The following is a 13,177-nucleotide window of genomic DNA, read 5'->3' on the forward strand; positions in this document are numbered from 1 at the left end:
CTATTTATATGAAAGAGTTTGTAATATCCGTATACTAAATTTTAAGGAAACAAAGTAAATCATTAACTTACGAAAAAAAAGTAGCTATTTTTTATTGACATTGATTAAAACTTTTTGTATTATACTTACATAAGGTAAGTTATTAACTTTTGAAAAATAAATCTTGAATTAAAGATAAAGAGAAAAAAGGGAGAGAATACAATGACAAAAGTACTATTTATCACAGCAAATCCAAATTCAGCAGAAGGTTCTTTCGGAATGGCAGTAGGGGAAGCTTTCATCGAAGCTTATAAAAACGAACATCCACAAGACGAAGTTGTAACAATTGATTTATTCAACACTACAGTACCAGCAATTGATGCAGATGTATTTGCTGCTTGGGGTAAATTTGCAGCAGGTGAAGGCTTTGAAGCTTTAACTGAAGTTCAACAACAAAAAGTAGCAGCAATGAACACAAACTTAGAAACATTTATGAATGCAGATCGTTATGTATTCGTAACTCCAATGTGGAACTTTAGCTATCCACCAGTAGTAAAAGCATACTTAGATAACGTAGCAATCGCAGGTAAAACATTCAAATATACTGAAAATGGTCCAGTCGGCTTATTAGAAGGTAAAAAAGCGCTTCACATTCAAGCAACAGGTGGCGTATATTCTGAAGGAGCATACGCAGCTGTAGACTTCGGTCGCAATCACTTAAAGACTGTATTAGGATTTGTCGGTGTAAATGATACTGAATATATTGCAGTTGAAGGTATGAATGCAAACCCTGAAAAAGCACAAGAAATTAAAGAAGCAGCAATTGCTAATGCTCGTGAATTAGCAAAACGTTTCTAATATAGAATGCTTAAAAAGTCCGAACACTTGCTGTTTGGACTTTTTTTCTTCTTTTTCCTTCGTTTGTCTAGTATAATGAAGGTCGGAATGATAATAGGTGGGGGTTCTGTATGATTCAAACGTTTTTTAAAATCTTTTATTTAATTTTAATCGTAATTGCGATTACACCGAGAATGTGGCGTCTTAAAAGACAAGTAAATACGATGGCGCCAAAAGAAAAAGACAATGCTGTGTATAAAACGACAAATTGGTTTGGTAAGAAAATGGTACGTGTAGCTGGAGGGGCAGTAGAAGTGAAAGGACTTGAAAATGTTCCGAAAGACAAGCCAGTACTAGTTGTAAGTAATCACCAAAGTAATATGGATATCCCTGTTTTACTAGGTTACTTAAATAAACCAATTGGATTCGTTTCAAAAGCAGAGATTAAAAAGTTCCCAGTTGTACCAACTTGGATGGAACTGATGAATTGTGTATTTATGGATCGTAGCGATCGTCGTCAATCTCTTCAAGCGATTAAAGATGGAATTGAACTATTAAAGAATGGACATTCTATCGTAATTTTCCCTGAAGGAACGAGAAGTAAGGGTGGCGAAGTTGGAGAGTTTAAGGCTGGTAGTTTTCATCTGGCAGTAAAGTCAGGTGTAGCAATTTTACCTGTAACATTAGATGGTACATATAAGATGTTTGAAGCGAATGGAAATCGTATGAAGCCAGCTCATGCAACAGTAACAATTTCTAAGCCGATTACACCTGAAGATTATGCGAATATGGATATTAAAGAATTAACGAAGCATACACAGGAAGTTATTGCCTCACAATTACATAAGTAATAAAAAAGGATTCAGCTTATCGTAAGCTGAATCCTTTTTTATTATGCTGTAGGTAAGACATAAAAGAGTACACAGAAGAACATCATCGCACTACCACCTAAAACGAACAGGTGCCATATGGCATGGTTGAAAGGTAGCTTTTCCCAAAGGAAGAATATAGCTCCAACAGAATATAAAATTCCACCTGCTAAAAGTAGTGAAAAACCATGTCCAGTTAGATTTTCATAAAGTGGTTTAATAGCAACGATTATGAGCCATCCCATAATGATGTAACATAAAGTTGAAGCCTTTATAAAGCGACGTACAAAGAAAATTTTGAAGACGATACCTCCGATTGCTAGTGTCCATATTATAGCAAGCAACGTCCATCCTAATGGGCCACGAAGTGTAATAAGTAGAAAAGGAGTATACGTGCCAGCAATCAATAAGTAAATGGCTGAATGATCTAAAATAGTAAATATTTTTTCTACTTTAGGATGATGAATGCTATGTAGCAATGTTGAAAACAAGTACAGTAAGAACATACTTACACCATAAACAGTAAATGCAACTACGGCTGATGCGGTACCGTGCTTAGAAGCATGAATAATCAATATGATTAAGGCAGGGATGCTTAAAATGGCACCGATACCATGTGTGATTGCATTTGCAATTTCTTCTTTTACAAATTGGGTCATTCGTGTCATTTTTTCAGTCATAATGCAAATCCTTTCTACTATCATAAAATAATATGTCATTTCCCTTACCATATCATACACAAGAGCAATAGAAAATGAAATTTGTATAATTGATTATATTTTTGAATTTTTTTGACAAAAGACAATGGATTTGTTGACGTTTTCAAACTTTTTTGACAAAATAAAATTATGTAATAGTAGGACAAGGAAACTACTAATAAAGGGGATGGGGAAATGTTTTCAAATATTGGCTTTCCAGGGTTAATTTTAATTTTAGTAGCAGTACTCATTTTATTTGGACCTAAAAAATTGCCGGAAATCGGGAAGGCTTTAGGGGAAACGTTAAAAGAGTTTAAAAAATCAACGAAAGAATTGACAGATGACGCATTTCAAGAAAAGGAAAAGAAAGAAAAAATGTAGTGTATTTTCCTTGTAATGGATAAATAAAGTGTGGTGAACGAGATGGAAAATCGGGAAATGAGCGTAGTAGAACATATTGTTGAGCTTCGAAAAAGAGTAATATATACGGTGTTATCCTTTGTACTATTTTTAATTATTGGATTTACTTTTACAAAGGATATTTATTTTTGGCTTGTAAAAGATTTACCAATGAAATTAACTGTTCTCGGTCCAAGTGATGTATTGTGGATTTTTTTCTCGATTGCTACAGTATTTGCTATCGTTTGTACAATTCCTTTTGCTGCTATACAAATTTGGTTATTTGTAAAACCGGGTTTACATCCAAATGAACAAAAGATGACAATAATGTATATACCGGTATTGTCTATATTATTTATCGCAGGTTTATGTTTTGGATACTTTATTGTAATGCCGTTTCTATTTCACTTTTTAACTACGATAGGTAATGAAATGTTTAATACGATGTTTACGACAGAAAAGTATTTTCATTTTGTACTTAATTTAACAGTTCCATTTGCTGTGATTTTTGAATTGCCAGTCGTTGTAATGTTTTTAACTAGTATTGGAATACTTACGGCGGAATTTTTAATAAAAATAAGAAGGTATGCTTACGTAGCATTAATTATCATTGCATCTTGTATATCACCGCCAGACTTTTTATCTCATAGTTTAGTTGCAGTGCCGCTTATTTGTATTTATGAAGTAAGTATTGCGTTATCAAAGGTTGTTAGTAAGAGGAAAAAGAAAAGAGAAGAAATGCAGTCGAAAAGTGCCTCGTTATAAAGGCACTTTTTTATTTATTTGTTATACTATAGCTATAAACGTATACAATATATAGAAGAAAAAAATTATAGAATCTCCAAAATTTAGACAAACTTTGCGCTTTTATAAGCTTATACTAAATGTATTAAACAATTGATGGATAATGAGATTCCCGTCTCAGAGATATTTAGAACGGGAAGGTGAATTAGGTGGAGATGAATAGAGTATAAATCTTCTAGCCATAAGGACTACAGAAATCATATAAGTCTGATTTTACTCCACTTTAAACAACGTGTTACAGCGCAAAGTAGAGGAAGTTCAAAAATCCAATGAAAAAGAGGATTGATATTGTGATTACGAAAAGTTTTTATTTCACTCATTCAACAGGGGATTGCATTAAAATATTTGAAATCCCTGTCCTACAGGCACAGCATCCATTATCGTTTCTAATTCAGTCTCGTCTTCAATTATTTATTGCAAAAATTCAAAAACAAAAACACCCAAGATTTTCGTATTCTTTCCGTGAATATTTACAAAATTGTTTGAAGTGGAATGATTATTTAAATGTATATAAAACAAATACCCTTGAAAAAAATGCATGATACGAAGTACGGACAGGGTTAGTAAACTCTGTCTTTTTCATTTTAGATATGAAAATATAATTAATTTGATGAAATTTCGTTCCAAATTGTTGAAAGCAATGGGAATACTAGTATAATAACAAGGAGAGCGTATTGGAAAGGGAAGAAGTATAGTATGCAAAAAATTAAAATTGTAACAGATTCAACGGCAGATTTATCACAAGACGTAATCGAAAAGTATGACATTCATGTTTTACCATTATCAATCTCTGTAAATGGACAAACATATTTAGATCGCGTTGATTTACAACCTGACGAATTTATTGAAGAAATGATTAAATCAGAGGAATTACCAAAAACATCACAACCAGCTATGGGTACATTTGTAGAAATGTATGACAAGCTAGGGGAAGATGGAAGCGAAGTCCTTTCTATCCATATGACAAGTGGAATGAGCGGTACTGTAGCAACTGCAAATAGCGCTGCATCAATGACTGATACAAAAGTAACAGTTGTTGATTCTCAATTTATTACACATGCTTTAGCATATCAAGTAATTGAAGCTGCAAAAATGGCAAATGACGGACGCTCACTAGAAGAAATTTTAAAACGTGTAGATGAAGTAAGAAAGAATACTCGTTTATATGTAGTAGTGGATACATTAGAAAACTTAGTGAAGGGTGGACGTATCGGTAAAGGAAAAGCGTTTATCGGTTCGCTACTTAATATAAAGCCAATTGCTAGTCTTGAAGACGGTGTTTATAATCCTGTAACGAAAGTTCGTAGCCAAGGCCAAATTGTAAAAACATTAGCTAAGTTATTTGAGCAAGATACGGCTGGAAAAGTCGTAAAAGCTGTTGCAATTCCGCATGCGAAAGCAATTCCTTTAGCTGAAAGTATGAAAGCGGCGGTTGAAAAAGTGAGTGGATTTGCTCAATCAGAAATTTTCTATACAACGCCTATTATTAGTACTCATACAGGTCCGGGCGCAATCGGATTTATGTATTTAGCAGAGTAATAAAAAAGCTACTTGAAAATATATTTCAAGTAGCTTTTTTATGTAAATAGAAAGTAAGAAATAAGAAGAGCTACACAGGCACTACCGCTAATGATATAGCGAGTCTGTAAATATTCATTCATAGAAAACACCCTTTATCCCGCTATTTGCGGACAGTAAAACTCTCTACCTCAAATTTAGCTGGAGCAAAGAGGTTAGGTAGCGGGCTGCCCGTAAAAGCTTGATTGGTGAAGGCAAATAATCAGTGGGGATGAAGAAAACCCACTAATTAAATTTTCACTATAGGATTTTCTATATTATATGTTGGATATAGAAAATCAGTCATTACGTTACACATGTAAAGTTTCAATTTTTTCGTTTATTTGCTTATTATTTGTTGCGTTACTATAAATAAAAGTTTGACCTAAAAAGAGTACATGCAGTTGTTCCCACGGTAACATGCGCAAATTCCAATTATTTCGAAGTCTAGTTATTGCTTCACGAGGTGTTTCATCGGCGAGTGCAAAAGCTCCGTAATGCATTGGTATAAAATGCGTAGCGTTTAAGTCTAAATAAGCTTGCACGGCCTCTTCAGGTGAAACATGAGATACTTTCATAAACCATTCTGGTTCATAAGCGCCAATGGGCATAAGAGCAATATCAATTAAAAAGCGTTCACCAATTTCTTTGAAACCTTGGAAATAGCCACTGTCACCACAAAAATATATGGTTTCCATAGTCGTTTCATTATCAATAATCCATCCACCCCAGTGAGACGTATTCATATCAAATAAGAATCTTCTCGTCCAGTGCTGAGCAGGTACGAAGTGAAAAGAAACTTCGTTAATTATCGTACTTTCCCACCATTTATACTCTTCTACATGTTTAAATTTCTTACGAGTAAATAATTTTTTTAATCCAATAGGTACAAGATATAGAACATCATCATTCAACTGACGAAGAGTTGAAAAATCTAAATGATCATAATGACCATGTGAAATAAGGACAATATCAATTTTAGGTAGTGCTTCTATAGAGAGTCCAGGTTCTGTAAGTCTTGGAACTAGCTTTAATTTATTAGCCCATACTGGATCTGTTAATATATTAAGTCCATTCGTTTGGATAAGAAAAGTGGAATGCCCAATCCATGTGATAGTCGTTTTTTCAACATTACTTTGCAAAAATGCACTTTGTTTAACGGGTGATTGTTCTACTAAGAAAGAAAAATCTTTTTTGTTTTGCTTTCGTTCTTTACGCCAGCGTAAAAAAGAGCGAATTGATTTTTTTGTACTAACATTATCCATATTTTCATAGCGCTTTGCCATGAACATCACCTCATTTAAAATCGTTGTATTTGTATTGTACCGAAATGTTGTTAAGGAATACAGTGTAAAACATGGATTAATGTTTAAGGAATTGTTAAAAAATAGGGAGAGGTATTTACAAAAGTAACAATAAAATTAGTTTTATCACTTTTATTTATAGAAATAATAGTAAAAAAATATATTTTGTCTAGTAATTCGCTTGAAATAAAGAAGTAACATACGTAAATTCGTACGATTTCGTGAACAAATGTAGTAAACAATTTTCTCGTAGTGTTAACTTTTGTTATTATAAACATAACCTATTTAAATTTAGGATAGAGAAAAGAGGTTTATAAATGAAGCGTTATCAAAAAATAATTGGTCTTATGGTTGTATTTTGTCTCTTTGTACTTGCTGGATGTAGTGAATCAGGTTCAAAGCTTCGTAAACCATTAAATTGGGATTTAGAAACCTTCCAATTTACAAATCAAGATGGAAAGCAATTTGGTACAAAAGATTTAAAAGGGAAAGTTTGGGTTGCAGATTTTATGTTCACAAATTGTCAGACAGTTTGTCCACCAATGACTGCAAATATGGCCAAGCTTCAAAAGATGGCAAAAGAAGAGAAATTAGACGTTCAGTTTGTTTCATTTAGTGTAGATCCAGACCTTGATAAGCCAGAAAATCTGAAAGCTTTTATTCAAAAGTTTACAGAGGATACTAGTAACTGGAATTTATTAACGGGGTATTCGTTAGAAGATATTACAAAGTTTTCAAAAGATAATTTCCAATCACTTGTAGATAAGCCGGAGAACGGTCAGGTCATGCATGGTACATCATTTTATTTAATTGATCAAAACGGAAAAGTAATGAAAAAGTATAGTGGCATTAGTAATACGCCATACGAAGACATTATACGTGATATGAAGCGATTAGTGGGTTAAAAATAAGGGTGCATAGCACCCTTATTTTTTTGCATTAGTCTATCGATAAAATGTCATGTTGCTGGGGAAGTTTCGGCGCCCGAATTTCTAATACGCCGTTTTGATAAGAAGCTTTTGCCGCTTTTTTATTAATTGAATACGGCAATTTAATCAATCTTGATGCTTCTGAAATGGAACGTTCTCGGCGATAATAGTTATGGGATGTTTGTTCTTCTTCCTCTTCAAGTATCTCTTCTTTTACAGAGACTTTTAAGTATTCACTTTGTATTTCAATTTGGATTTGTTCTTTTTGTATACCTGGTAGTTCAGCTGTAACAACGAGTTCTTCACCAACTTCATATAAATCTACAGGGAATGTTAATAAACGGTTTCCTTTTTGGAAAAAATGATTTAAATCAGCGATTACATTGCGAAGAGGTGTTTGCTCGAAGAAATCATCAATTTGCTTTAAGTAATTACGAACCGGTGGGCGAGAAGAATCTTTTTTTTCTTCACTCATGGTATTCCCTCCTAGAAATCAATTTGCAATATCATATGACAAAAGCGGAGAAAGGTGAGTGCCTAGTTTTCATGTTTTCATAAAAAATTGTTAAAAATGTGAAATGGAGTGATTTTTTTATAGTTTTTGGTCGCCTTATTCAGTTGATTATGCTAGTATAAATAGGGTTGATATAGTAGTATAGAGACAGAATGAAAACTGAAAGAGGGTAAGAAGTATGTGTGGTTTTGTAGGATGTTTATGTGAAAACCCTAGAGAGTTTTCAGAAACAGAAAAACATCAATTTGAAAATATGAACACGATGATTTTCCACCGTGGTCCAGATGACGAAGGATATTTTCGTGATGAACATGTACAATTTGGCTTCCGCCGTTTAAGCATCATTGACTTAGAGGCAGGACATCAGCCGCTAACTTATGAAAATGATCGATATGTAATTATTTTTAATGGTGAAATTTACAACTATGTAGAATTACGTGAAATGTTACTTGAAAAAGGTGCAACGTTTGCAACGCAATCTGATACAGAAGTTATCATTGCATTGTATGCACATATGAAAGAAAAATGTGTAGATTACCTTCGTGGTATGTTTGCATTTATGATTTGGGATCGTGAAGAAAAGAAACTTTTCGGTGCACGTGACCACTTCGGTATTAAACCTTTATACATCGCACAACAAGGTGATACTACATTCTTCGCATCTGAGAAGAAAAGTATTATGCATGTGATGGAAGATAAAGGCGTTAATCCAACGTCACTACAACATTACTTTACGTACCAATATGGTCCAGAGCCAGAAACTTTAACAATTGATGTTAATAAAATCGAGCCTGGTCATTATTTCGTAAAAGAAATCGGTAAAGAGATGGAAATCCATCGCTACTGGAAACCTTATTTCAACGCTTCAAGTGCAACGAAAGAGGAGCATATCCAAGCAATTCGTGATGTGTTATATGATTCAGTAAAAGTGCATATGCGTAGTGATGTACCAGTAGGTTCATTCTTATCTGGTGGTATCGATTCATCTATCATCGCTTCTATCGCAAGAGAAATGAATCCAAATCTTTTAACATTCTCTGTTGGTTTTGAGCAACGTGGTTTCAGTGAAGTTGATGTTGCGAAAGAAACTGCTGAGAAATTAGGCGTTAAAAACCATAACGTATTCATTTCAGCGAAAGAATTTATGGATGAGTTCCCAAAAATCATTTGGCATATGGATGATCCTTTAGCTGATCCAGCAGCTGTACCATTGTACTTCGTTGCGAAAGAAGCACGTAAACATGTAACAGTTGTTCTTTCTGGTGAAGGCGCAGACGAGCTATTTGGTGGTTATAACATTTACCGTGAGCCAAATTCACTAAAAATGTTCTCTTACATTCCTAGCCCAGGTAAGAGCGTTCTAAAAGCATTAAGTGGTGCTCTTAAAGAAGGATTTAAAGGTAAGAGCTTCCTAGAGCGTGGATGTACACCAATTGAAGAGCGTTACTATGGAAATGCTAAAATCTTCCGTGAAGAAGAAAAAGCTGAATTAATGAAGTATTACAATGAAAGTGTTAACTATATGGATATCACGAAACCATTGTATAACGAGATTAAAGATTATGATGATGTAAGTAAAATGCAGTACATTGACATGTTCACATGGTTACGCGGTGACATTTTATTAAAAGCTGATAAAATGACAATGGCAAACTCATTAGAACTTCGTGTACCGTTCTTAGATAAAGAAGTATTCGATGTTGCATCTAAAATTCCAACTGAATTTAAGATTGCTAACGGAACTACGAAAGCTATTTTACGTGAAGCAGCACGCGGAATCGTTCCAGATCACGTATTAGATCGTAAAAAACTTGGATTCCCAGTACCAATTCGTCACTGGTTAAAAGACGAAATGCATGATTGGGCTATAAATATTATAAACGAAAGTAAGACAGAGCATTTAATCGACAAACAGTATGTATTAAACTTACTGGAAGCACATTGTGCAGATAAAGGCGATTATAGCCGTAAAATTTGGACTGTACTTGCGTTTATGGTATGGCACCAAATTTATGTTGAGCATAAATACGATACGAATAAGTTCCATGAAGAAACAAAACGTGCGTATAGCTTAGTTTAATTAGAAAAACCTTAAGATCGCATACGGTCTTAAGGTTTTTTCATAAATAGGAAGTATTATTGATACAATAATAGTAAAAGGATGGACAACATATGATTACGTTTGAGAAAGTTACTGTAGAAAATGAAAGCGTTGTTAAAGAAATGTTTAAATCGCATAGTTTAGGTGAGAAAAAGGTACAGTACTGTGTGAAAGTTGATGATACATATATTGGTGTAATAGATTATAGTGTACAAGAGGAACGGGCTGTTTTATCACAGCTAATTATTCATTTTGATTACCAAGGTTACGGTTATGGTACAAATACGTATTTTACATTTGAAGAAATGATGAAACAAAGAAATGTGAAAGAAATAAAAGTGCTACAAGAGAAATTAACAGAAAAGGCGAAGTCTTTCATAGAGAGTTTTGGTTTTACTTCAGAAGATGAAGAGTATGTAAAGAAAATATAACGATGATTATTTATGCGATACAATAAATATAAGACAGGTGGATGTATGACGATGACTTCTGGTCTTGTATTAATTGGAGGGTGCTTTATAGTAGCAGAATTATGTCATATAATCATTCGGAAAAGAATGATTAAGAAAAAAAAGCCGTATGAATTACAATACGTCCCTGTCTTTTTCATTATGTTTTGTATGCTTAGTGCATTGCAAAATCTAACAAACTTTCCACCACTTGTAAATGTTTTTTTAAAGTTCGGTTTACTTTATAGTGGTGTTGGAATAGCACTTTTATTTATTTTATTTTGCATACGTTATGTTCACTATCAATCGTATATATTTATTTTAAATTGGTTAAAGCAAGATGATAGAAACCGCCTTACATAAGGCGGTTTTTTTATTTGCAATTGTAACAGAACTTGTACATTTCACATAAAATAGGACGAGTAGAAATGCAAACATATTACAAGAGAGGGGCGGGGCAATAAAATGAAACTTGTTATAGACGCAGGGCACGGTGGATATGATTCTGGTGCTGTTGGTAATGGTTTAGTAGAAAAAAACTTAACACTTCAAATTGCTAGACGCGTTCGAGACATTTTAACGGTAAATTACCCAATTACAATTAAAATGACACGTGATAGTGATGTGTTTATTTCTTTATCTGAACGTGCTAATATTGCTAATGCTTTCAGTGCGGATTATTTTATTTCATTTCATATTAATAGCGGCGGGGGTACAGGTTTTGAAAGTTATATTTATAATGCGTTATCCAATAGCAGCACTGCATATGCAAAGCAACAAAAAATGCATACAGCTGTCAATCCTGTATTAACAAAATATGGTCTTCGTGATCGAGGAGCAAAAAAAGAAAATTATGCGGTATTAAGAGAAACCGCAATGGATGCAATTTTAACTGAGACTGCTTTTATTGATACAGCTTTTGATGCAAATTTATTAAAAAATCCACAATTTATTGAAGATCTAAGTCAAGCGTATGCAAATGGAATAGCAGCTATTTTTGGAGTAACTCCAAATCCACAACCTCCTAACCCACAACCGGTACCTCAAACGAAGGGAATCGCTTATGTTCTTGGGAAAAATGTAAATTTAAGAAATGGTCCATCAACTTCTTCCTCAGTTATTCGTCAATTAAATTCTCCAGAATCTTACGTTGTATATCAAGAAAGTAACGGATGGCTAGATTTGGGGAATGGACAATGGGTGTATAATGATTTTTCTTACATTAATTTTGTAAAGACAAGCAATAGTGATGGAAGCCCGATTGGGGTTGCATATATACAAGGGATGAATGTAAATTTAAGAAGTGGTCCATCAACTACATCTGCAGTTATCCGCCAATTAAATTCTCCAGAATCTTATTTAGTATATATAAATGAAAATGGTTGGTTAAACCTTGGTGGAAATCAGTGGGTATATAATGACCCAGCGTATATTAAGTATACTCAATATTAGGAATTGAAATGATAGTGCAATATGGATGCGTATCCTTGTTATGTATAACAAGGATACGCATTTTAATAACAACATTTTTTTCATACTTATGCACTATGTTTTAAAAAGAAACATTAGAAAAGCGGATAGAATCTAAATAGTATATATTAAAAAAGTTTTCTGATATACATTGACAATGTATGTAAGATACATTAATCTTTAAATGTTAATGATAATCGATTTCATCTAGGGAGGACATATGATACATACTAAAAAACTAATTATGTTCTGCATTATGATACTCATGGTTGTAATTGCAGGATGTGGTAAAGAAGAGGAAAAAGAAAATAATATATCAGCGAAAGCAAAAGATTCATATACGGTAAAGCATGCAATGGGTGAAACGACAGTAAATGGTACACCTAAAAAAGTTGTTGTTTTAACAAATGAAGGCGCAGAGGCTCTCCTAGCTGTGGGCGTAACGCCAGTGGGGACTACGAAACCACGTGCTGGTGATGAATGGTATCCTCATTTAGCGAAAGAGTTAAAAAACACGGAAGTTGTAGGAACTGAACGTGATATTAATTTAGAGGCTGTAATGAAGCTTAAGCCAGATTTAATTATCGGAAATAAAATGCGTCATGAAAAAATATATGATCAGCTAAAAGAAATCGCACCAACTGTTTATGCAGAAACATTACGCGGTGATTGGAAAGAAAACTTTACACTTTATACAAAAGCTGTAAATAAAGAAAAAGAAGGGCAAAAAGCTCTTGATGATTATAAAAAACGCATTGAAGGAATGAAAGAGAAGTTAGGCGATAAATTGAATTCTAAAGTTTCTATTATTCGTTTCGTGCCAGGTGATGTTCGTATTTATCAAAAAAACTCATTCTCGGGCGTTGTTTTAAATGATATTGGATTTAAACGACCACCATTACAAGATAAAGATGATTTTGCGATAAAAGGAATTACAAAAGAGCAGATTCCAAATATGGACGGAGACTACTTATTCTATTTCACGTCTGATAAAGATGCAGATAAGAATAATGAAGGAAATTCGTTAGCGAAGGAATGGACAGAAGATCCACTCTTTAAGCAACTACAGGCTTCTAAAAATAATAAAGTATTCCAAGTAGATGAGGTAATTTGGAATACAGCAGGCGGTATTAAAGCTGCGAACCTTATGTTAGATGATATTGAAAAATATTTCCTTAAATAAATGATAAAATACATCACTTTTACGAAGTGATGTATTTTTAGTTTGTAAAAATACAGAAAATTCCTTCTTTCAGGGTGTCATAAG

15 protein-coding genes are annotated in these 13,177 nt (G+C 33.6%); 12 read left to right on the forward strand and 3 right to left on the reverse strand.

Annotated elements, in window-relative coordinates; translation table 11 throughout:
• The first annotated feature begins 201 nt into the window (after positions 1 to 201).
• Complete coding sequence (locus NST90_RS10755) at positions 202 to 837, forward strand: FMN-dependent NADH-azoreductase (RefSeq protein ID WP_000170025.1); 636 nt, start codon at positions 202 to 204, stop codon at positions 835 to 837.
• A gap of 110 nt (positions 838 to 947) precedes the next feature.
• Complete coding sequence (locus tag NST90_RS10760) at positions 948 to 1,667, forward strand: lysophospholipid acyltransferase family protein (RefSeq protein WP_000616577.1); 720 nt, start codon at positions 948 to 950, stop codon at positions 1,665 to 1,667.
• Positions 1,668 to 1,708: 41 nt separating this feature from the next.
• On the opposite strand, the gene NST90_RS10765 is transcribed toward NST90_RS10760, so the two are convergent.
• The gene (locus NST90_RS10765) at positions 1,709 to 2,365 is read right to left on the reverse strand and encodes a hemolysin III family protein (protein ID WP_000136889.1); all 657 of its coding nucleotides are present in this window, start codon (positions 2,363 to 2,365) and stop codon (positions 1,709 to 1,711) included.
• Between the two features lie 213 nt (positions 2,366 to 2,578).
• On the opposite strand from NST90_RS10765, the gene NST90_RS10770 reads away from it, so the two are divergent.
• The 4 genes from NST90_RS10770 to NST90_RS10785 all read left to right on the forward strand — a co-directional run bounded on the left by NST90_RS10770 (position 2,579) and on the right by NST90_RS10785 (position 5,125).
• On the forward strand, positions 2,579 to 2,764 hold the full coding sequence (locus NST90_RS10770) for a twin-arginine translocase TatA/TatE family subunit (RefSeq protein ID WP_000492443.1): 186 nt from the start codon (positions 2,579 to 2,581) through the stop codon (positions 2,762 to 2,764).
• A 42-nt stretch (positions 2,765 to 2,806) separates the two neighbouring features.
• Entirely contained in the window at positions 2,807 to 3,547 is a 741-nt protein-coding gene (tatC, locus tag NST90_RS10775) for a twin-arginine translocase subunit TatC (RefSeq protein ID WP_000431523.1), read from the forward strand.
• Between the two features lie 329 nt (positions 3,548 to 3,876).
• The gene (locus NST90_RS10780) at positions 3,877 to 4,128 is read left to right on the forward strand and encodes a DUF2535 family protein (protein WP_000629012.1); all 252 of its coding nucleotides are present in this window, start codon (positions 3,877 to 3,879) and stop codon (positions 4,126 to 4,128) included.
• A gap of 154 nt (positions 4,129 to 4,282) precedes the next feature.
• Positions 4,283 to 5,125, forward strand: a complete 843-nt coding sequence (locus NST90_RS10785) for a DegV family protein (RefSeq protein WP_001169470.1) — start codon at positions 4,283 to 4,285, stop codon at positions 5,123 to 5,125.
• Positions 5,126 to 5,454: 329 nt separating this feature from the next.
• Here the strand turns inward: NST90_RS10785 and NST90_RS10790 are convergent, their stop codons facing one another.
• A complete protein-coding gene (locus tag NST90_RS10790) occupies positions 5,455 to 6,429 on the reverse strand; it encodes an MBL fold metallo-hydrolase (RefSeq protein WP_001129630.1) in 975 nt (324 codons plus the stop codon).
• 335 nt (positions 6,430 to 6,764) lie between these two features.
• Between NST90_RS10790 and NST90_RS10795 the strand changes: the two genes are divergently transcribed.
• A complete protein-coding gene (locus tag NST90_RS10795) occupies positions 6,765 to 7,352 on the forward strand; it encodes an SCO family protein (protein WP_000833335.1) in 588 nt (195 codons plus the stop codon).
• Between the two features lie 34 nt (positions 7,353 to 7,386).
• On the opposite strand, the gene NST90_RS10800 is transcribed toward NST90_RS10795, so the two are convergent.
• On the reverse strand, positions 7,387 to 7,851 hold the full coding sequence (locus NST90_RS10800) for an Hsp20/alpha crystallin family protein (protein WP_001288085.1): 465 nt from the start codon (positions 7,849 to 7,851) through the stop codon (positions 7,387 to 7,389).
• Positions 7,852 to 8,068: 217 nt separating this feature from the next.
• On the opposite strand from NST90_RS10800, the gene asnB reads away from it, so the two are divergent.
• The 5 genes from asnB to NST90_RS10825 all read left to right on the forward strand — a co-directional run bounded on the left by asnB (position 8,069) and on the right by NST90_RS10825 (position 13,093).
• Positions 8,069 to 9,970 (forward strand): asparagine synthase (glutamine-hydrolyzing), encoded by a 1,902-nt coding sequence (asnB, locus tag NST90_RS10805; RefSeq protein ID WP_000333816.1) that lies wholly within the window; start codon positions 8,069 to 8,071, stop codon positions 9,968 to 9,970.
• Between the two features lie 92 nt (positions 9,971 to 10,062).
• Positions 10,063 to 10,422 carry a GNAT family N-acetyltransferase gene (locus NST90_RS10810; protein WP_000627523.1) on the forward strand — a complete coding sequence of 120 codons (360 nt, stop codon included), beginning with the start codon at positions 10,063 to 10,065 and terminating at the stop codon, positions 10,420 to 10,422.
• A 51-nt stretch (positions 10,423 to 10,473) separates the two neighbouring features.
• On the forward strand, positions 10,474 to 10,803 hold the full coding sequence (locus tag NST90_RS10815; protein ID WP_016122425.1) for a hypothetical protein: 330 nt from the start codon (positions 10,474 to 10,476) through the stop codon (positions 10,801 to 10,803).
• Positions 10,804 to 10,905: 102 nt separating this feature from the next.
• Positions 10,906 to 11,892 (forward strand): N-acetylmuramoyl-L-alanine amidase, encoded by a 987-nt coding sequence (locus NST90_RS10820; RefSeq protein ID WP_016122426.1) that lies wholly within the window; start codon positions 10,906 to 10,908, stop codon positions 11,890 to 11,892.
• Between the two features lie 238 nt (positions 11,893 to 12,130).
• Positions 12,131 to 13,093, forward strand: a complete 963-nt coding sequence (locus NST90_RS10825; RefSeq protein WP_016122427.1) for an iron-siderophore ABC transporter substrate-binding protein — start codon at positions 12,131 to 12,133, stop codon at positions 13,091 to 13,093.
• The last annotated feature ends 84 nt before the right edge of the window (positions 13,094 to 13,177 follow it).

This window comes from Bacillus sp. FSL E2-8900 (assembly GCF_037966225.1).
GTDB classification, from domain to species: domain Bacteria; phylum Bacillota; class Bacilli; order Bacillales; family Bacillaceae_G; genus Bacillus_A; species Bacillus_A cereus.